Annotated in this window: 21 protein-coding genes; 9 read left to right on the top strand and 12 right to left on the bottom strand. The window is 73.3% G+C overall.

What is annotated here, in order from left to right; genetic code table 11:
- Positions 1-234 precede the first annotated feature (234 nt).
- From rpsR to rpmG, 4 genes are all read right to left on the bottom strand, one after another.
- Positions 235-471: a 30S ribosomal protein S18 gene (rpsR, locus tag CP984_RS17360; protein ID WP_003984636.1), complete on the bottom strand. Its 237-nt coding sequence runs from the start codon at positions 469-471 to the stop codon at positions 235-237.
- A gap of 175 nt (positions 472-646) precedes the next feature.
- Positions 647-1,882, bottom strand: coding sequence for a CobW family GTP-binding protein (locus CP984_RS17365; RefSeq protein ID WP_003984635.1), 1,236 nt, complete (start codon positions 1,880-1,882; stop codon positions 647-649).
- On the bottom strand, positions 1,882-2,136 hold the full coding sequence (locus CP984_RS17370; RefSeq protein ID WP_003984634.1) for a type B 50S ribosomal protein L31: 255 nt from the start codon (positions 2,134-2,136) through the stop codon (positions 1,882-1,884). The genes CP984_RS17365 and CP984_RS17370 overlap by 1 nt, the downstream gene beginning before the upstream one ends.
- An 8-nt stretch (positions 2,137-2,144) precedes the next feature.
- Positions 2,145-2,309, bottom strand: coding sequence for a 50S ribosomal protein L33 (gene rpmG / locus CP984_RS17375; RefSeq protein WP_003984633.1), 165 nt, complete (start codon positions 2,307-2,309; stop codon positions 2,145-2,147).
- Positions 2,310-2,359: 50 nt separating this feature from the next.
- Between rpmG and rpmB the strand changes: the two genes are divergently transcribed.
- Together rpmB and rpsN are read left to right on the top strand one after the other, a co-directional pair.
- Positions 2,360-2,596, top strand: coding sequence for a 50S ribosomal protein L28 (gene rpmB, locus CP984_RS17380; protein WP_003984632.1), 237 nt, complete (start codon positions 2,360-2,362; stop codon positions 2,594-2,596).
- Complete coding sequence (gene rpsN / locus CP984_RS17385; protein ID WP_003984631.1) at positions 2,596-2,901, top strand: 30S ribosomal protein S14; 306 nt, start codon at positions 2,596-2,598, stop codon at positions 2,899-2,901. The genes rpmB and rpsN overlap by 1 nt, the downstream gene beginning before the upstream one ends.
- Positions 2,902-2,947: 46 nt before the next feature.
- Here rpsN and CP984_RS17390 read toward each other — a convergent pair whose 3' ends face one another.
- From CP984_RS17390 to CP984_RS17400, 3 genes are all read right to left on the bottom strand, one after another.
- Positions 2,948-3,544, bottom strand: a complete 597-nt coding sequence (locus CP984_RS17390; RefSeq protein WP_003984630.1) for a Uma2 family endonuclease — start codon at positions 3,542-3,544, stop codon at positions 2,948-2,950.
- A gap of 102 nt (positions 3,545-3,646) precedes the next feature.
- Positions 3,647-4,492: a nitrilase-related carbon-nitrogen hydrolase gene (locus CP984_RS17395; protein WP_003984629.1), complete on the bottom strand. Its 846-nt coding sequence runs from the start codon at positions 4,490-4,492 to the stop codon at positions 3,647-3,649.
- 170 nt (positions 4,493-4,662) lie between these two features.
- Positions 4,663-5,430 carry an alpha/beta fold hydrolase gene (locus CP984_RS17400; protein WP_003984628.1) on the bottom strand — a complete coding sequence of 256 codons (768 nt, stop codon included), beginning with the start codon at positions 5,428-5,430 and terminating at the stop codon, positions 4,663-4,665.
- A gap of 251 nt (positions 5,431-5,681) precedes the next feature.
- On the opposite strand from CP984_RS17400, the gene CP984_RS17405 reads away from it, so the two are divergent.
- From CP984_RS17405 to CP984_RS17420, 4 genes are all read left to right on the top strand, one after another.
- Positions 5,682-6,803: a winged helix DNA-binding domain-containing protein gene (locus CP984_RS17405; protein WP_003984627.1), complete on the top strand. Its 1,122-nt coding sequence runs from the start codon at positions 5,682-5,684 to the stop codon at positions 6,801-6,803.
- Positions 6,804-6,890: 87 nt separating this feature from the next.
- Positions 6,891-7,202 (top strand): helix-turn-helix domain-containing protein, encoded by a 312-nt coding sequence (locus CP984_RS43020; RefSeq protein ID WP_371282786.1) that lies wholly within the window; start codon positions 6,891-6,893, stop codon positions 7,200-7,202.
- A gap of 4 nt (positions 7,203-7,206) precedes the next feature.
- A complete protein-coding gene (locus tag CP984_RS17415; RefSeq protein ID WP_030190630.1) occupies positions 7,207-8,874 on the top strand; it encodes a bifunctional 3'-5' exonuclease/DNA polymerase in 1,668 nt (555 codons plus the stop codon).
- Between the two features lie 160 nt (positions 8,875-9,034).
- Entirely contained in the window at positions 9,035-10,093 is a 1,059-nt protein-coding gene (locus tag CP984_RS17420) for an alpha/beta hydrolase (protein ID WP_003984624.1), read from the top strand.
- Here the strand turns inward: CP984_RS17420 and CP984_RS17425 are convergent.
- Positions 10,059-10,658 (bottom strand): TetR/AcrR family transcriptional regulator, encoded by a 600-nt coding sequence (locus tag CP984_RS17425; protein WP_003984623.1) that lies wholly within the window; start codon positions 10,656-10,658, stop codon positions 10,059-10,061. The genes CP984_RS17420 and CP984_RS17425 overlap by 35 nt on opposite strands.
- Before the next feature lie 136 nt (positions 10,659-10,794).
- On the opposite strand from CP984_RS17425, the gene CP984_RS17430 reads away from it, so the two are divergent.
- The 3 genes from CP984_RS17430 to CP984_RS17440 all read left to right on the top strand — a co-directional run bounded on the left by CP984_RS17430 (position 10,795) and on the right by CP984_RS17440 (position 12,942).
- Positions 10,795-11,493: a hypothetical protein gene (locus CP984_RS17430; protein WP_043978355.1), complete on the top strand. Its 699-nt coding sequence runs from the start codon at positions 10,795-10,797 to the stop codon at positions 11,491-11,493.
- 109 nt (positions 11,494-11,602) lie between these two features.
- On the top strand, positions 11,603-12,490 hold the full coding sequence (locus tag CP984_RS17435) for a DeoR/GlpR family DNA-binding transcription regulator (RefSeq protein WP_003984621.1): 888 nt from the start codon (positions 11,603-11,605) through the stop codon (positions 12,488-12,490).
- A gap of 32 nt (positions 12,491-12,522) precedes the next feature.
- Positions 12,523-12,942: a RidA family protein gene (locus tag CP984_RS17440; RefSeq protein WP_003984620.1), complete on the top strand. Its 420-nt coding sequence runs from the start codon at positions 12,523-12,525 to the stop codon at positions 12,940-12,942.
- Positions 12,943-13,005: 63 nt separating this feature from the next.
- On the opposite strand, the gene CP984_RS17445 is transcribed toward CP984_RS17440, so the two are convergent.
- The 4 genes from CP984_RS17445 to CP984_RS17460 all read right to left on the bottom strand — a co-directional run bounded on the left by CP984_RS17445 (position 13,006) and on the right by CP984_RS17460 (position 16,939).
- Positions 13,006-13,872 (bottom strand): arylamine N-acetyltransferase family protein, encoded by an 867-nt coding sequence (locus CP984_RS17445; protein ID WP_003984619.1) that lies wholly within the window; start codon positions 13,870-13,872, stop codon positions 13,006-13,008.
- Positions 13,873-13,944: 72 nt separating this feature from the next.
- Positions 13,945-15,618 (bottom strand): ABC transporter permease, encoded by a 1,674-nt coding sequence (locus tag CP984_RS17450; RefSeq protein ID WP_226048667.1) that lies wholly within the window; start codon positions 15,616-15,618, stop codon positions 13,945-13,947.
- Positions 15,615-16,493: an ATP-binding cassette domain-containing protein gene (locus tag CP984_RS17455; protein ID WP_030185136.1), complete on the bottom strand. Its 879-nt coding sequence runs from the start codon at positions 16,491-16,493 to the stop codon at positions 15,615-15,617. Before CP984_RS17455 ends, CP984_RS17450 begins: the two co-directional genes overlap by 4 nt.
- On the bottom strand, positions 16,490-16,939 hold the full coding sequence (locus CP984_RS17460) for a hypothetical protein (protein ID WP_003983023.1): 450 nt from the start codon (positions 16,937-16,939) through the stop codon (positions 16,490-16,492). Before CP984_RS17460 ends, CP984_RS17455 begins: the two co-directional genes overlap by 4 nt.
- Between the last annotated feature and the right edge of the window lie 21 nt (positions 16,940-16,960).

Here is a 16,960-nt window from a genome sequence, read left to right on the forward strand (position 1 = left end):
GTGGATCCGGGCGCGCTGAGCGGTTGGCATTCGATGATGGTCTGTCAGTAGCAGTGCCGACAACAGGAACGGTGTCAACTGCAACTGCTTCGGATCATAGCTGCGTTCATGTGCCGATGCATGGTCGGATGCACGTGCACGACGGCCCGTAAAAGCCTGGTCACAGCACGTCGAGCACCCCGGGCACCTCACGCAACACCCGCATCACCGGGCCACCGCGCCCGGATCCCCCGCTCACTTCGACGCGTACGGCAGCAAAGCCATCTCCCGCGCGTTCTTGATCGCACGGGCCAGCTGCCGCTGCTGCTGCGCGCTCACCCGCGTGATCCGGCGACTGCGGATCTTGCCGCGGTCGGAGATGAACTTCCGCAGCAGGTCGGTGTTCTTGTAGTCGATGTAGGTGATTCCGGCCGCGTCCAGGGGGTTGGGACGGGGCGCGGACTTCTTACGGGGGTCGTGGCGGCGGGGCACGGAGGGGCTCCTGAGGTCGTACGGGCAGGTCACGGCCGTAGGGAAGCGGCGGACGCTACCGGCGGGGGGCGGGGAGGGCGGCCCGGGGGGACGGGGAAGGCGGCCCGGTGGGGAGCCGGCGGACCGGCGACCGGTGCCATGCCGGCGGATCGGCGGTCGGCAGGAAACCGGCGGATTACGGAACGGGATCGAGGAGTTCGTCGAACGCGGGGGCCAGCCGCTTCCACGCCTCGGGCCCGCCCGCGTACTCCTCGTCCGTCAGCAGGCAGGACTCCAGCAGCGACGTCAGACCGTCGCGGTCCAGCCCCGGCGAGGTGAAGACCAGGTGCTGCGCGCGGTCGCCGTGCTCGGGGTGCCAGTCCAGCGCGGCCGCGGCGCGGCGTACCGGCGGCACCAGCTCCCAGGCGGCGTCCGGCAGCGCGGCCAGCCACGGACCGGCGTTCTCGACGCACAGCGCGCCGCCCGCCGCGTCCCAGGACAGCAGCGTGTCCGGCCGGTCGGCCAGCCAGAACCGGCCACGGCTGCGGGCCGCCGCACAGGTCAGGTCCTCCAGCGCCGCGTACAGCCGGGCCGGGTGGAAGGGCCGGTCGCGGTGCCAGACGAGGGTGCCGACGCCGTCCGCGTCGGCCTCCTGCGGCAGCAGCGCGCACGCCGGGTGCTGCCGTGCCGCCGCCGCTTCCACGTCGAAGCCCGCGAGGGCCGCGGCGGCCAGCTCGCCGGGGGCGTCGACGGCCACCTGCCGGGCGGTGGGGTGCAGCTGCGCGAGCAGCGCCAGGTCGGACGCGTCGCCCTCCTCCTCGCCGGGCGCGATGGCAAGGACCGGCGGGTACTCCAGCTGCCGCGCCCAGGTATCCGCGACGGTCCGCTGATCGGAGGCCGCCGCGGCGAGCCCCGCCTCGGCCAGGTCGTCGCCGCAGCCCAGGTACGGCAGCAGCAGCGCCGGTTCGACGGCCGTGATGACGCCGGTCAGCGCCAGCTCCGTACCGCCGCAGGCCGTGACCACCTCGGCCATGGCCTTGGGCTCCACGGAGTCCCACAGCTCGACGACGGCCAGCCGGCAGGTCCGCCCCGCGGCCAGCCGCTCCAGTTCGGGCACCAGGTCCTCGCGCAGCGCGCAGCACGCGCAGTCGTTGACCAGCGGCGCCTCGCCCGTGTCGAGCACGCCGCCGGCGTCCCGTACGGTCCGGCGAACCGTTCCTTCAGCGGCCGTGGCGAGGTCGTGGTGCAGCGCGACACTGCCGGGCACGGCGCGCAGCAGGCGCTCCACGGTGGTCCGGCGGGCGTCCGAGTGCAGCCCGCCGACGATCACCACGGGCAGCCGGTCCCCGTAGCCGCCACTGGGGCCGCCGGGACCGCCGGTCGCGCCTTCGCGCGGCTGGTCCGGCGACGGGTCCTGCGACGGGCCGCCCATCAGCGGGCCCCGCGCTTCCCGTAACGGCGCTCGAACCGCTCCACGCGCCCCGCGGTGTCCAGTACGCGCGCCGTCCCCGTGTAGAAGGGGTGGCTCGCGGACGAGATCTCGACGTCGATGACCGGGTACGTGTTGCCGTCCTCCCACTCGATCGTCTTGTCGCTGGTCGCGGTCGACCGGGTCAGGAAGGCGAAGTCGGCGGCCCGGTCACGGAAGACGACGGGCCCGTACGCGGGGTGGATTCCAGGCTTCATGACGCTGCTCAGCGCTCCTCTCGGAAGTCGACGTGGCGGCGGACGACCGGGTCGTACTTCCTCAGCACCAGCCGGTCGGGGTCGTTCCTGCGGTTCTTGCGGGTCACGTACGTGTAGCCGGTCCCGGCGGTGGACCGGAGCTTGATCAAGGGGCGTAGTTCGTTGCGGGCCATGGGCGCTACTATACAGAAATGGTTTCCATTTTCATTAGGAGGTCCTGACCTTGTCCGCCCACTGCCAGCTGACCGGCCGCGCCCCCGGCTTCGGCAAATCCGTCTCGCACTCGCACCGCCGCACCTCGCGGCGCTTCGACCCGAACATCCAGCGCAAGCGCTACTGGCTGCCCAGCGAAGGCCGGCACGTCCGGCTGACGCTGAGCGCCAAGGGGATCAAGACCGTGGACACGATCGGGATCGAGGCGGCCGTCGCCCGTATCCGCGCACGAGGGGAGAAGATCTGATGGCCAAGAAGAGCAAGATCGCGAAGAACGAGAAGCGGCGCGCGACGGTGGCCCGTTACGCCGCCCGGCGGGCCCTGCTGAAGTCCGTCATCCGCAACCCGCACACCCCCGAACAGGAACGGCTCGCCGCCCAGCGCGAACTGACCCGCCAGCCGCGCGACGCGAGCGCCACCCGCGTCCGCAACCGCGACAGCGTCGACGGCCGCCCGCGCGGCTACTTCCGCGCGTTCGGACTCTCCCGCGTCGGCCTGCGGGAGCAGGCGCACGCGGGGTTCCTGCCGGGGGTGCGGAAGTCGAGCTGGTAGGGGTGGGGGCGGTCCGTCCTGGTGGGGGGCGGGCCGCCGGACAGCTTCAGAACTCGGCGGTGTCGATCTCGAAGTCGAACGGGGCGGGAAGGGCGATCGTCTTGGAGAAGGCGACCGCCGACTCGCGGGTGTAACGGTCCCCCGCGGGCTCGGAGTACAGGGTCACGCGGTGTGCCTCCCGGTCCACCAGGAGGTAGAGGGGGATGCCGACGCGGGCGTAACCGCGCAGCTTGGGGCCGCGGTCGCGGTCCGTGGTGGCCTCGGAGGTCACCTCGCCCACCAGCATCACGGGCGACGGGTCGTGGAATTTCAGCCGCCCGCCGAAGCTTCCCTTCGGGGCGATCACCAGGTCGGGAGTGACCTTGCCGGTGATCCATACGCCCGGCACGTTCAGTCCGAGCCCGGTACGCGTGCGCAGCCCCGCGTCCTTGCGACGGCCGGTCACCTGGTCCGCGACTTCGGCCACGATTTCCGCGTGCTCGCCGTCGGCGGGTGCTGCCACGTGGATCTCCCCCTCGATCTGTTCCACGCCCCACCCCTCGGGGGCTGCCGCGCTCAGCGCTTCGAAGGTCTCCTCGACCGACGCGATCTTGAGCGCGGCGCTGATCGCTTGATGCTCGCGCTCCGGGGCTGCCCAGGCCACAGGACCTCCTTCGTACGGAACGAGCCTGGCAGCACCGGCGACGTCAGGCAGGCGTTCGGGCGATCCTTCACCCGAACGAGCGTGCCCTCCCTCTCCCCCACCTCAGCTGTCCCCGCCCTCATCGATCAAGCGCCGCACCTCCCGGTCGATGAGACCCAACCGGGCCTCCGCGACCAGGGGAACGGCGCGGCGCTGGCGGCGTGCCTCGGAGGGGTCGATGTCGACCGTGACCAGCGCGGGCTCCCACTTCGGGGCCTGTGCCACCACCGTGCCGCGCGGGTCCACCACGCGGGAGCCGCCCCAGAAGGTGGCGCCGTGCTCGTTGCCGACGCGGTTGACGAAGACGATCCAGCACTGGAGCATCCGCGCCGTGTAGGAGAGCAGGGTGTCCCAGTACGAGCCGGTGTCCATGGCCTCCGGGTCGAGGCTGGCCGCGCTGTTGGTGGGGACGAACAGGACCTCGGCGCCGTCCTGCACGGCGAGCCAGGGCAGGACCGGCTGCCAGGCGTCGTTGCAGACCAGCGTCGCGCCCCGGCCGCCGCTGGGGGACTTCGTGAGGCTGTACGCGCGCAGCGACTGGCCGGGGCTGACGTGCTTGCGCTCCTCCCAGGAGAGGTAGTTGGGGAGGTACAGCTTGCGGTGGGCGTGCAGCAGCGCGCCGTCCGTGTAGTAGGCGGCGGTGTTGTACGCGCGGAGCACCGTGTGTTCGTGGAAGCCCACGAGGACGTCCGGGCCGAGCGTGCTCAGGTCGCGCAGCCGCGGGTCCTGCGCCTCGACCGACACGTCCCGGGGCAGGACGCCGAGGTGGTAGCCGTGCAGGCTCAGCTCGGGGAAGACGACGAGGTCGGCGCCCTGTTCCGCCGCCTTCTCGACCTCTTCGCGCGCGGTGGCGACGTTCGCGTCCACCTCGCCCAGCGCACAGTCCGTCTGCGCCAGCGCCACCCGCATGCCCGTACCTCGCTCCGTCGGCCACCACGCCCGCCGTGACGCCACGCCGCGCGCCGGAGCGGCGGCGAGTCCGCTTCGTGGCGTTTTGTGGCGTTACGGGCAGTACGTAGCCATGCTGACAGAGGTTGCGGGCGCGGGCGCGTTCGGGAAGGCGCGGTCCGGTGCCCCGCCTACCCCCGGAGGAATTCCTCCATCGTGGTCGCCAGGGCCACGGGGGTTTCGTGCATCGGGTAGTGGCCCGATCCCTCGATGGTGACGATCTCGACCTGCGGGTACCACCGCTGCCAGGTCTCCCTCATGAGGCCGGCGGTCACCGCCAGGTCGTACGCGCCGACGACCACCCGTACGGGCACGGGGTGGCGCTTGACCGCGTCCGTGACCGCCTCCGAGAGGTCGAGCTGCTGCCAGCTCGCCAGATAGGAGGCATGCGCCTCCTGGCGGGAGATGTCCAGGGAGTGCCGGACCATGCGGTCCAGCCAGATGCGGCCCGCGCGGTGGCCGGTGACCAGGTCGATGATGGCGCGGCGCTTCTCCGGGTCCGCCGAGGCGCCGTAGAAGAGCTCGTGCGTCGCGTCGTCCATCGAGTACGGGGCGGCGGGCACCGGCGCGAGGCCGAGGAGGCGGTTCACCCGATGGGGCGCGTTGACCAGTACCTGCTGTGCGGCCTTGGCGCCCATCGAGTGCCCCACCAGGGAGAACCGGTCCCAGCCGAGCTGGTCGGCGAGGGCCAGCGCGTCGCCGGCGATCTCCGGCAGGTCGTAGCGGCCCGGGACGTACTTGCGGTCGCCGTAGCCACGGCAGTCGAGGAAGGCGTAGGTGAAGGCGTCCCGGTCGAGGAAGTCCAGTACGGAGCCCCAGTTGGCCGAGGTCCCGAACCAGTCGTGAAGGACGATCACCGGGTGCGGTCCGGAACCGATGGCGCGGTGCGCGATGGCCATATGGGCGACTCCCTTGTCTGCCGTGGCGGGGTGGGGCGGTATGCGGCGAGGTGGGCGAAGTGCGGCGTGTGGCAGCCGGGCCCGGGTGGGGTCGGCGGGCGCATTCTCCCTTTCCTCGGACGGGCCGGGTAGGGGACGTAACCGGCCAATGCGGTGGTTGACGGCGCGACTTGACGGGGCCGGTCGGCCGGGGCCGACGGGGCTCGGGTTGCGCGAGGGCCGTTGTCAGTGGGGTGGTGTGCAATGGGGTCATGAACGGGGATGTGCGGGTGACGTACGAGCAGGTGCTGGCCTGGCGGCTGCGGCGGCAGGGCCTCCTGCCTCGTACGGACACGTCGGCCGAGGAGATCGTCGGGCGGCTCGCGGGGGTGCAGGCGCAGGTGGCCTCGGCGGCGGAGCTGGCGGTCGCGGTGCGACAGGAGAAGCCCTCGGCGGCGGGTGTGCGGGAGGCGCTGGAGGCGCGTTCGCTCGTCAGGACGTGGGCCATGCGGGGGACGCTGCATCTGTTGCCGGCCGGCGGGGCGGGGGCGTATCTCTCCCTGCTCGCCGCCGCGCGGACGTGGGAAAAGGGCGCCTGGCAGCGGGCGTTCGGGGTGAGCCCGCGGCAGATGGAGGCGCTGGGCGAGGCGGTCGGGGAAATCCTGGACGGGCAGGTGCTGACCCGGCGGGAACTGACCGAGGCGGTGCTCGCGCGGCCGGGCCTGGCCGGACTCGGGGAACAGCTGGCGTCCGGGTGGAGCACGGTGCTCAAGCCGTTGGCATGGACGGGGCGGCTGTGCCAGGGCCCGGCGCGCGGGCAGCACGTGACGTTCACGTCGCCCCGGTCGTGGCTGCCGGGGTGGCGCGGCATACCGGGCCCGGAAGAGGCTGCGGCGGCCGTGATACCGGCGTACCTGCGCGCGCACGGGCCGGCGACGCCCGCGGTGTTCGACGCATGGCTGCTGCGGGGCGCCACGCGCAAGGCGGTGCTGCGGGGCTGGTTCGAGGCGCTGGGCGACCGGGTGGTGGAGGTCGAGGTGGACGGCGACCGGGCGTATGTGATGTCCGACGACGCGGAAGACCTCGCCCGCACCGAACCCCACCACGGCCTCCACCTCCTCCCCGCCTTCGACCAGTACGTCCTCGCCCCCGGCACCTCCGACACCCGCCTGATACCGGCGGCCCACCGCGGCAAGGTGAGCCGGGCGGCGGGGTGGATATCCCCGGTGGTACTCCTCGGCGGCCGCGTCGTGGGCACCTGGTCCCTGACCGGTTCGAGGGTGGAACTCACGACGTTCGACGGCTCGGCGCTGCCGGGGGCGGAGCTGGAGGAGGAGGTACGGCGGTTGGGGGTTTGCGTGGGGGAGGAGTTGGTGGTGGTGGGGGGCGGGTGAGGGGAGCCGGTAGGGGGCCGGGGTGCCGCGAGCTGCGGCCTGGCTCTTGAACGGCGTCGGCCGACTTTCGGGAGGTTGGTGGTCAGCATGTACAGCAGCGGGACGAGAACGCCCAGCAGCGTGATGGCGACGGCGACGACGGGCGGCCACGTCGACACCCACCTCCCGGGAGTCGGCCGACGCCGTGCAAGCGTCGAGCGGCAGCTCGCCGTCGGCATGAGCCTGCTGGACGAGCGCGGCATGGCCCTGGCCCAGCCGGCCGAACGGGTCGGTGTGACCGTCGCCAGCCTCTCCGTCCTGAAGAACGACTGGGCCAGGGCGATCCGCTACCCCACGCTCAGCGCCATCTGCCGCGGGCACGCCGCGCCGCGCCGTTGTCAGTGGTGGATGCGAAGGTGAGCCCATGCGGTGGGTTGTCGGGGGATCCGGGGATGGCGGGGTGGTGGCTTGTGCTGTGGACGGGGGCGGGCGGGCCGTGGGGGTGCCGGTCCGGGCGGGGAGCGTGGTGGAGGCCGTACGGGCGTGTCCGCAGGCGGAGCGGTGGGTGTGGCGCTCCACCGCGGAGACGTACCGCAAGCTGCTCGCGGCGGGGGTGCGTGTCGAGCGGTGCTACGACGTGGAGGCGGCCGAGGCGCTGCTGATCGGGCACGAGGAGGGGCAGTCCGGCCAGCCGCGGTCGCTGGCCGCGGCGTGGGCGCGGCTGCACCGGCTGCCGGTGCCCGACGACCCGCCGGTGCGCGGCGCGGAGACACAGCCGTCGCTGTTCGAGCCGGGCCCGGTGCCGCTGCCGCCCGGCGTGGACGAGTTCACGGCGCTGCTGGAGGTGTACGCCGGGCAGCTTGAGCGTACGGAGCGGGCCGAGCACCCGGACCGGATGCGGCTGCTGCTGGCCGCGGAGTCGGCCGGAATGCTCGTGGCCGCCGAGATGGGGCGCGCCGGGCTGCCGTGGCGGGCGGACGTGCACCGGGAGTTGCTGGACGAGCTGCTGGGCGAGCGCTATCCGGGCGGGCTGGAGCCGCGCCGGATGGCGGAGCTGGCCGATGAGGTGTCGCGGGCGTTCGGAGAGGGCGTGCGGGTGCGCCCCGACCTGCCCGCCGAGATCGTCAAGGCATTCGCCGGCGCCGGGATCACGCTGCGCTCGACCCGTAAGTGGGAGTTGCAGGAGGTACGGCACCCTGCGGTGGCGCCCCTCCTGGAGTACAAGCGGCTGTACCGGCTGCACACCGCGCACGGTTGGTCGTGGTTGCAGCAGTGGGTCCACGAGGGCCGCTTCCGCCCGGAGTACCTGCCCGGGGGCACGGTTTCGGGCCGCTGGACCACCAATGGCGGCGGCGCGCTGCAGATTCCGAAGGTGGTCCGCAGGGCCGTGGTCGCCGACCCGGGCTGGCGGCTGGTGGTCGCCGACGCCGAGCAGATGGAGCCGCGGGTGCTCGCGGCGGTCTCGCGGGACCGCGGGCTGATGGAGGTGGCGGGCAGCGGCCGCGACCTGTACGCGGACCTGGCGGCGCGGGCGTTCGGGGGCGACCGCGATCAGGCCAAGCTGGCGCTGCTGGGGGCCATTTACGGCCAGACGTCCGGGGACGCCCTCAAGCACATGGCGGACCTGCGGCGGCGCTATCCCGACGCGGTGGAGTACGTGGACACGGCCGCGCGGGCGGGCGAGGAGGGCCGTCTCGTACGGACCTGGCTGGGGCGTACGTGCCCGCCCGCCTCCGTGGCGCCGCCCGACGAGGCGGGCCTGCCGCAGGAGGAGGCACCGGCGTACGGCAGCACGGCGGGCGCCCGGGCCCGCGGCCGGTTCACCCGCAACTTCGTGGTGCAGGGCAGCGCCGCCGACTGGGCGCTGCTGATGCTGGCCGCGCTGCGCAGGTCGCTGGCACCGCTCCGGGCGGAGCTGGTCTTCTTCCAGCACGACGAGGTGATCGTGCACGCCCCCGAGGAAGAGGCCGGGGCGGTGGCCGGATTCGTGGCGGAGGCCGCCGAGCTGGCGGGGCGGATCGCGTTCGGCGGGACGCCGGTCCGGTTCCCGTTCAGTACGGCGGTGGTGGAGTGCTATGCCGATGCGAAGTGAGGTGGGGACGGACATCGGGTGACGGGGTAGGCGGGAGAGGAGGGCCCCTCTGGGGGCGGTGATCGGACGAGTCCGAGGGTGGGAGTGGTGAGTGCCTGCTGTGCCGGTAGATCCTGAGCTGCCTGGAGACCCCCCACCGCGTGCGCATCCCGAGCTGCCCGTGGCCCCCGAGCTGGCGCCCGTCCTGGAGCAACTGCCGCCGATGCTCGACCCGTACGCCGACATCGCGGGCACCCGCGCCGGCCTGCACACGCTGGCCTGCCATTTCCCGGCGGACCGGACCGGGGTGGAGAGCGAGCGGTTCGGCGTGCCGCGGCCGGACGGTTCGGAGCTGGCGGTGGAGGTCTACCGGCCGGTGGGCGCGCCGGGTGCGTCGCCGGGCGGACCGGGACCGCTGCCGTACGAGCACGGCCCGCTGCCGTACGAGCCGGACCCTCTCCCAGGCGTACTGCAGTTCCACGGCGGCGGTTACACCTTCGGGCAGGCGCCGCCCGGTGAGGACCGTACGGCGATCGAGCTGGTCCGCGCGGTGGGCGCCGCGGTGGTGTCCGTGGAATACCGCCTCGCGCCGGAGCACCCGTGTCCGGCGGCGGTCGAGGACTGTTTCCTCGCCCTGGAGTGGACGGCGGGGCAGGCGGCGGCGCTCGGTATCGATCCGGCACGCCTGGCGGTCAGTGGGCAGTCCGCCGGGGGCGGGCTCGCCGCGGCCGTCGCGCTGATGGCCCGCGACCGTGGCGGCCCGGCCCTGGTCCACCAGTCGCTCGTCGTACCGGACCTGGACGATTCGGCCGGTACGCGCCCGACGCCCGCGGACGACGATCCGCGGCTGCCCGACGGCGCGTTCGTACAGCGGGGCTGGCGGCATTACGTGCCCGAGGGGGCCGGCGCGCACCCGTACGCGGCGGCGGCCCGCGCCACCGACCTGCGCGGCCTGCCCGGCGCGTGCGTCGTCGTCTGCGGCCTCGACCCACTGCGCGACACCGGGCTCGCCTATGCCCGCCGGCTGGCGGACGCCGGTGTGCCGGTCGCGCTGCACTACGTACCGGGCGCGTGGCACGGCTTCGAGATGTTCGCGCCGGAGACCCGGCTCGCGCGGGAGACGACGGCGTACTGGACGGGGCGGCTGCGTGCCGCGTTGCACGGCGGGCGCGAGGGCGGCTCCGAAGAGGGGCCTGGTTCCGGCCTCACTCCCCGGCCGTCATCAGCAGCCCCCGCGTGATCCGCACCATCGCCGCGACCAGCACCTCGCGCGGCTGCTCGGGGTGATCCAGCCACCACAGGGCGAGTCCGTACAGGGAGCTGCGGATCGCCTCGCCGAGCGGTTCCAGCTCGGCTTCCGGCAGGCCGGGGATGTGCTCGCGCAGGAGCGCCACGTCGGTGGCGCGCTGGCGGCGTTGCAGTTCGCGGTGGAAGTCCTGCACCTCCGGGTCGCCGGTGGTGTCGCGGAACATCATGCGCCAGATGTACGGGTGGCTCCGCACGTGCCCGAACCACGCGTCGTACATCGCTTCCATGCGCGTGAGCAGGTCGCCCTCGCCGTGCAGGAGCTGCTGGACGGGCGCGGCGGCGAGTTCGTCGCGGTGGCGTTCCAGAAGGGCGAGGTGGAGTTCCTTCTTGGAGTCGAAGTGGCGGTAGAGCATCGGTTTGCTCAGGCCCGCGCCGTCGGCGATGTCGCCGATGGTGGTGCCGGCGTAGCCGCGCTCGGCGAAGAGGCGGGCGGCGGTGTCCTCGATGCGTCTGCGGGTCTCGGCGCGGGCCGCGCGCGTCCGGTCGATGTCGCTCATGGGCTCGCCTTCACGGTGTCTCCGGTGGATACTGAGGCGTGTACTCAAGCGTGTACCACAAAGTATACGCGGTAGTAACTACGGCTGAGGGTGATCGGCCCATATGGCGGGCCGGCCCCTGGAACGGGGTACGAAAATGATCGTTTCCGTGCATCTCGCCGACATCGGCCTCCGCGCCGCCCGCGACGTCCTGCGCTCCCGCCCGCGCCCCGGCGCCCTCCCCGGCCTGCGGCACGCGCAGACCGCGCTGACCGGCGACATCGCGGCCGGGCTGCCGCGGCTGCGCCCGGGGCGCGCCGCGCTGATCGCCGCGTGGGACGACGACGCCGCCCTGGACCGCTTCCTGGCGGACCATCCGCTGGCCGGGCACTTCGCCTCCGGGTGTCAGGTGCGTCTCGAACCGCTCGGGGTACGGGGCTCCTGGTCCGGCATGCCCGTCGAAGTCGCGCCCGACGCCCGCCCGGCGGACGACGACGAGCAGGTGGTGGTGCTCACCCTGGGCGAGACCCGGCTCCGCCGCCTGGGGCCGTTCCTGCGCGCCAACTCCCGGGCGTCGGGGCGGGCCGCCGCCGACCCGGCCATGACGGCGTCGGCCGCGCTGGCCCGGCCGCCACGCTTCGTCGGCACCCTCTCCGTGTGGCGCAGTCTGCGCGAGATGACGGCGTACGCCTACGGTGAGCGGCGTCCGAAGCACCGGGAGACGGTCGCGGCGCACCGGGCCCGGCCTTTCCACCACGAGGCGGCGTTCGTCCGCTTCCGCCCGTACGCGGCGCACGGAACGCTCGGCGGCCGGACCCTGTGCGAGACGGCGGCCCCGGGCGTGCCCACGCCATAGCCGAGGCGCCGGGCCCCGGTGCGACCACGCCCCGCACGAGGCGGCGACCCGGGCGTGACCACGCCATAGACTCGGCGGACAGCCGAGCACGTATGGAAAGGGATCAGCGTTGGCCGACACCGGAGCAACTCCAGACGCCTCGGCACCGGCCACGGGAGCGGACCGGTCCGCGAAGGGCGGCGACAAGGCCGTCAGGACCGCGGTTCCCGAGGGGAAGCTGAGCCCCAAGGACCGGCGCAAGCGGATCGCGGACCGGGTGCTGGCCGAAGGGCAGGTCAGCATCGAGGACCTGGTCCAGGAGCTGGGCGTCAGCCAGATGACGGTCCACCGCGACCTGGACTCGCTGGAGCACCAGGGCTGGCTGCGCAAGGTGCGCGGCGGGGCGACCGCCGCGCCCAACGCCCTGTTCGAGTCCAACGCGCGCTGGCGCGGCAACGAGCAGGTGGCGGCGAAGGAGGCGATCTGCGCGGCGGCGCTGGCGATCGCCGAGCCCGGCCAGGCCGTGATCATCGACGACTCCAGTACGGCGCTGCCGCTGGCCCGCTCGCTCGCCTCGCGCGGCGCGTACACGGTCATCACCAACTCGCTCCAGGTGATCAACGAGCTGGCCGAGGAGCCGGACATCCGGGTGATCGCGCTGGGCGGCGAGTACCACGCCGCCTTCAACGCCTTCCTGGGCATGTCCACGGCCGACATCGCCCGCAGCTTCCGCGCCGATGTGGCCTTCCTGTCCACCTCCGCCGTCGACAACGGCCACTGCTACCACCAGGCGCAGGAGAACGTCCTGGTCAAGCGGGCTTTGATGGCGGCGGCACGGCGCCGGGTACTGCTGGTGGACCACTCCAAGTTCGGCCGCCAGGCGCTGTACGAGCTGGCTCCGCTGGCCGATTTCGACCTCGTCATCTCGGACGAGCGGCTTCCGCAGGAAGAGCGGGACGCGCTGCAATCCCTGGGGGTGCGGTACGAGTTGGCCGCCGAGGGAGCACACCGGGCATGAGGCCATGAAGGCATGAAGGGGGCACACCAGGGATGAGCGAGGGACAGGCATCCGGCGGTTTCGAGCGGGTGAATCCGCCCGTGCTGTCACCGCCGACCGGCTTCAGCCACGCCGTACGGGCCGCGCCCGGGACGATCGTGTTCCTGGCCGGGCAGACCGCGCTGGACGGGGCGGGCCGCATCGTCGGCGACGGCGTCGTCGAGCAGTTCGAGCGTGCGCTGAGCAATCTGCTGACCGCCGCCGAAGCCGCCGGCGCGGGCCCCGGCGACCTGGCCAAGCTGACGGTCTTCGCCGTGGACGTGGCCGACTACCGCAGCAACGCGGCGGCCATCGGCCAGGTGTGGAAGCGGCTGGTCGGCGGCGACTACCCGGCGATGGCGGTGATCGGCGCGACGCGGCTGTGGGACGAGGCGGCGCTCGTGGAGATCGAGGGGTTCGCGGTCGTACGGTAGCCGCGCCCGGCCCGGCCCCGGCCGCTCACCGGGGCCGGCCCGCCCGCCGGGAGCCCGCCGGGCCTACGCCACCGGCTGCTCCCGGTGCAGGGCCACCAGCTCGGCCGCGTCCCGCTCGTCCAGTACGAGGCCGAAGTCCGACTCCAGTACGGCCGGCAGTTCCTCGGCCGGGACCTGGCGCACCACCCGGGACCAGTCGGGGCGGGTCAGCGTCAGCTCCGTACCGATCAGGGTGCGCCGCAGGTCGGGGCCGGGCTGCTGGACCACCAGCCGGCCGGTGAACGGCGAGCGCGGGTGGCTGGAGATGTAGTAGTTGAAGACGCCGTAGTCGGCCGGGTAGCGCGCCTCCGGGCCGAAGGCGTACAGGTCGAACCAGCCGTCCTCGTGCCGCGACCGCAGCACCCAGGTGCCGCAGGCCGTGTCCGCGCCCTCCGCACCCTCCGGCGCTTCGCGTACGAGGCCGAACGTCCAGCCGCCCTGCCGGACCTCGATGCCCTCGCGCAGCGGGACCGGCGCCAGCAGGGCCTCGCCGCCGAAGCCGACGTCGGTGATCCAGTCCTCGCCGTCCAGCCGCACCTTGAGCAGCGCGTGCGTGACCGGACGGATCTTGGACTCGCCCATGCGGATGCGGGCGCCCAGGCCCGAGACCCGGAAGCCGAGCCGGTCCAGCGCGGCGGCGTAGAGCAGGTTCTGCTCGTAGCAGTAGCCGCCGCGGCGGCGGCCGACCATCTTCTCCTGGAGCGACTTCAGGTCCAGCGGGACCGGCCGTCCGAGGATGATCTCCAGGTTCTCGAAGCCGAAGGCGGCCGCGTGGCGGGCGTGCAGTTCCCGCAGGGTGGCTTCGGTGGGCGTGCGCTCGCCCTCGTATCCGATGCGTGCGAGGTACGCGTCGAGGTCCAGCTGGTCCCCGCCCCAGACGGTGTCGCTCATGGTCGGTCTCTGCTCCTTCGTGCCCTGGGGCGGCCGCTTCCGTACGGTCGGCAGCGTGCCACCCCTTCGACCCTACGAGACGGCCGGGGCCCGGCGCAGAGGGCCCGCCGCTGCCACCACTCCGGCCAGCAGCAGGGCGGCGAGCCCGGCGACGAGCAGGGGGGAGAGGGCTGCGGGCCGGCCTTCCGGCCGGGTGGCGCCCATGTAGTCGAGCAGCGGCAGCCCGTTGAAGACGCAGTACCAGAGCGGGAGGTACAGGGCCTGGAAGAGTCGGTGGGTACGGGAGAGCGAGCCCAGCGCCAGGGCCAGCGCGGGAATGAAGACCGCGCCGCCCGCCCAGGAGGCCACGCCCTGCCAGTCCCCCGCCATCGCCAGCCGCAGCAGTGGTACGGACCCGGTTGCCGCGGTGAGGGCGAAGCCCGCTGACCATTCGGCCAGCGCGCGGTGGCGTGCTGCCGGGTAGCTGCCCAGTAGGGCCTGCACGCCGTGTTCGTGGCGCTGGGCGCCGAGCCGGGACCAGATCAGTACGGGCCAGATCCAGGCCAGCGGCAGGACCACCCGGGCCGCACCGGCCGTGGGCACACACAGCCCCGCGATGGAGATCAGGGCGGCTCCGGTCCACCACCACCAGGCGACGCCTTGGAGCAGGATGCGGAGTTCGCCAAGGACGAGGCGGTGGTAGGTGGCTCCGGGGGGTGTGGCGGTGGCGGGGCTCAGGAAGGAAAGCGGCCGGTGGACGGTGGTCACGGTGGGGCCATGGGGCTGGGGCGGCCCCGGGACCGTGCCCGGGGCCGCCTCCTGAACCCTCTGGCCGGCCGTCGCGCCGCGCGCTCCCCCGCGCGCCGGATCGAAGCGGCCGAACCAGAGGGCGGGCAGCAGGGCCAGCGCCACGGCGGCGAGGACCAGGGCCACACGGCCCAGTACAAAGCCCTGCTCCGGTGTGAAGCCGTGCCACACGAACGTGCGCAGCGGCTGTTCCAGGTAGGTGAACCCGAGGCTGAACTCGCCTGTTACGCGTGTGTGTTGGGCGGCCAGATCGTCCGCCATCGAAGCCACCGCACCGTGTACGCCGATGCCGCCCAGCGGCGCGTCCGGCCGCTGGCCGCCCAGGACCAGCGCCAGCCACACGAAGAACCAGACGACGTTCCCCACGCCGCCGCGCAGCACCGGCAGCGACTCGAACAGCAGCGCCGCGGCCCCGGTGACGACCATCAGGGGCAGCGCGATCAGCACGAACGGCTTCAGCAGCGCCACCGGGTCGATGCGGTAGGACTCGCCGCGTGCCAGTTGCATGACCACCGCGGTGACCGCCAGCACGCCCAGCATCGAGACCAGCACCAGCACATTGCTCAGCAGCTTGCCCGCGAAGTAGCCGGTGGTCCGCAGCGGGGTGGCCGCGAGCAGCCGCCCCACGCCCGAACGCTCGTCCCTGACCAGCGCGTTGCGTACGACATAGAACCCGGCCAGCGGCAGCCACAGCGCCGCGGCGAGGGCGGTCGCGACACCGACGTACGCGCTGTTGTACGTCCCCCGGAAATCGCCGATCTGGAGGATGACCCAGTGCGAGGTGGGCTGCGGGACGGCGAGATAGCCCAGGAGGACGGCGGCCAGCAGCGTCACGGCGTACGCGGGGCGGCGCACCCGGTCGCGGACATCGCCCAGCGCCAGGCGGCCGAGCCTCACCGGAAGACTGCCGATACCCACCCGGAACCCGCCGGGGCTCACCGGGACCCTGCCGACGCTCATCGGACGCCTCCCGCGCCGACCGTCGCCAGGTACGCGTCCTCCAGGTCGGGCATCCGCTGCACCGCTCCCTCGTACGGCCGGAACGGCGACAGCAGCCGTACCCGTACGCCCTCGGGGGTCCGGACCATCCGGCTGACGACGTGCCGCGCCTGCACCTCCGCCACCTCCTGCGTGCCGACCAGCACCTCCCACACCTGCCCGGCCACCGCGGCGAGCAGTTCCTCCGGCGTGCCGCGGCGCAGCAGCCGGCCGCCCGCGACGACGGCGATGTCCCCGGCGACCGACTCGATGTCGGAGACGATGTGGGTGGAGAGCAGCACGACGCGTTCCATGGCCAGTTCGGCGAGCAGGTTGCGCAGACGGGCGCGCTCCTCGGGGTCGAGTCCCGCGGTCGGCTCGTCCACGATGATCACCTTGGGGTCGGCGAGCAGGGCCTGCGCGATGCCGACGCGGCGCAGCATGCCGCCCGAGTACGCGCCCAGCGGGCGGCGGGCCGCCTCCGTCAGGTTGAGCAGCTCCAGCAGCTCGCCGATACGGGTGCGGGCCCGGCCCGCGGGCACGCCCTTGGCGGCGGCGAGGTAGGCCAGGAACTCGCGGGCCGTCAGGTTCGGGTAGACGCCGAAGTCCTGCGGGAGGTAGCCCAGGGCGGCGCGCAGCGGCCCGGGGCGCCGGACCGCGTCCTCGCCGTCGTAGCGGAGCTGTCCGGCGGTGGGCCGGGTGAGGGTGGCGGCGATGCGCATCAGGGAGGACTTGCCGGCGCCGTTGGGGCCGAGCAGGCCCAGCAGACCGGGGCCCATACGGAGGGTCAGGCCGTCCACGGCCTGCTTGCCGCCGCGGTAGACCTTGCTGACGCCGAGGAGTTCGAGGGTGGTCATGCGGGGGTGTGGTCCTTGCCGTGCTGGGCGCCGCCGTGCGGCTCCGCCTTCGTATCGCCGCGCAGGTCCGTCTTCGCGCCCTCGCGCAGCACGGTCACGCCGCGCGGCACCTCGACCTTGAAGCGCGCGTCACAGATGGCCAGGCCGGTGCACCCGGCCTCCAGGTCGAGGGTCTCCCCCGTCAGCTCCCACCGCAGCCTCTTGCTGCCGCTCTTCGCGTCGAACCAGCGGGTGACCTTGATGTCCTTGCGGTCGGTGGCGACCAGGTCGGCCGGGATCTCGTGGGTCTTCACGTTCAGCGTCCGGCCGGCGAAGGGGAACGTCTTCACCGCGGGTGCGGCGGACTTGGCGTCCACGGAACAGCCGGTCAGGGCGAGCGCGGCCAGCGGTGCGGCGCAGGCCGCCGCGAGGCGGAAGCCGGTCGTACGGGTGCTGCGTGGAACCACCGGAATCGCTCCTCCGAGGTG

It is taken from the genome of Streptomyces rimosus (assembly GCF_008704655.1).
Lineage (GTDB): Bacteria > Actinomycetota > Actinomycetes > Streptomycetales > Streptomycetaceae > Streptomyces > Streptomyces rimosus.

Excerpts from the sequence above, each read along its gene's own strand:
- CP984_RS17430 (WP_043978355.1), top strand. The coding sequence starts at position 10,795 with ATGATCGTTTCCGTGCATCTCGCCGACATCGGCCTCCGCGCCGCCCGC.
- CP984_RS17395 (WP_003984629.1), bottom strand. The coding sequence starts at position 4,492 with ATGCGGGTGGCGCTGGCGCAGACGGACTGTGCGCTGGGCGAGGTGGAC.
- rpsN (WP_003984631.1), top strand. The coding sequence starts at position 2,596 with ATGGCCAAGAAGAGCAAGATCGCGAAGAACGAGAAGCGGCGCGCGACG.
- CP984_RS17405 (WP_003984627.1), top strand. The coding sequence starts at position 5,682 with ATGAACGGGGATGTGCGGGTGACGTACGAGCAGGTGCTGGCCTGGCGG.
- CP984_RS17425 (WP_003984623.1), bottom strand. The coding sequence starts at position 10,658 with ATGAGCGACATCGACCGGACGCGCGCGGCCCGCGCCGAGACCCGCAGA.
- CP984_RS17365 (WP_003984635.1), bottom strand. The coding sequence starts at position 1,882 with ATGGGCGGCCCGTCGCAGGACCCGTCGCCGGACCAGCCGCGCGAAGGC.
- CP984_RS17370 (WP_003984634.1), bottom strand. The coding sequence starts at position 2,136 with ATGAAGCCTGGAATCCACCCCGCGTACGGGCCCGTCGTCTTCCGTGAC.
- CP984_RS17445 (WP_003984619.1), bottom strand. The coding sequence starts at position 13,872 with ATGAGCGACACCGTCTGGGGCGGGGACCAGCTGGACCTCGACGCGTAC.
- CP984_RS17400 (WP_003984628.1), bottom strand. The coding sequence starts at position 5,430 with ATGGCCATCGCGCACCGCGCCATCGGTTCCGGACCGCACCCGGTGATC.
- CP984_RS17455 (WP_030185136.1), bottom strand. The coding sequence starts at position 16,493 with ATGACCACCCTCGAACTCCTCGGCGTCAGCAAGGTCTACCGCGGCGGC.
- CP984_RS17415 (WP_030190630.1), top strand. The coding sequence starts at position 7,207 with ATGCGGTGGGTTGTCGGGGGATCCGGGGATGGCGGGGTGGTGGCTTGT.
- rpmG (WP_003984633.1), bottom strand. The coding sequence starts at position 2,309 with ATGGCCCGCAACGAACTACGCCCCTTGATCAAGCTCCGGTCCACCGCC.
- CP984_RS17440 (WP_003984620.1), top strand. The coding sequence starts at position 12,523 with ATGAGCGAGGGACAGGCATCCGGCGGTTTCGAGCGGGTGAATCCGCCC.
- CP984_RS43020 (WP_371282786.1), top strand. The coding sequence starts at position 6,891 with ATGTACAGCAGCGGGACGAGAACGCCCAGCAGCGTGATGGCGACGGCG.
- CP984_RS17450 (WP_226048667.1), bottom strand. The coding sequence starts at position 15,618 with ATGAGCGTCGGCAGGGTCCCGGTGAGCCCCGGCGGGTTCCGGGTGGGT.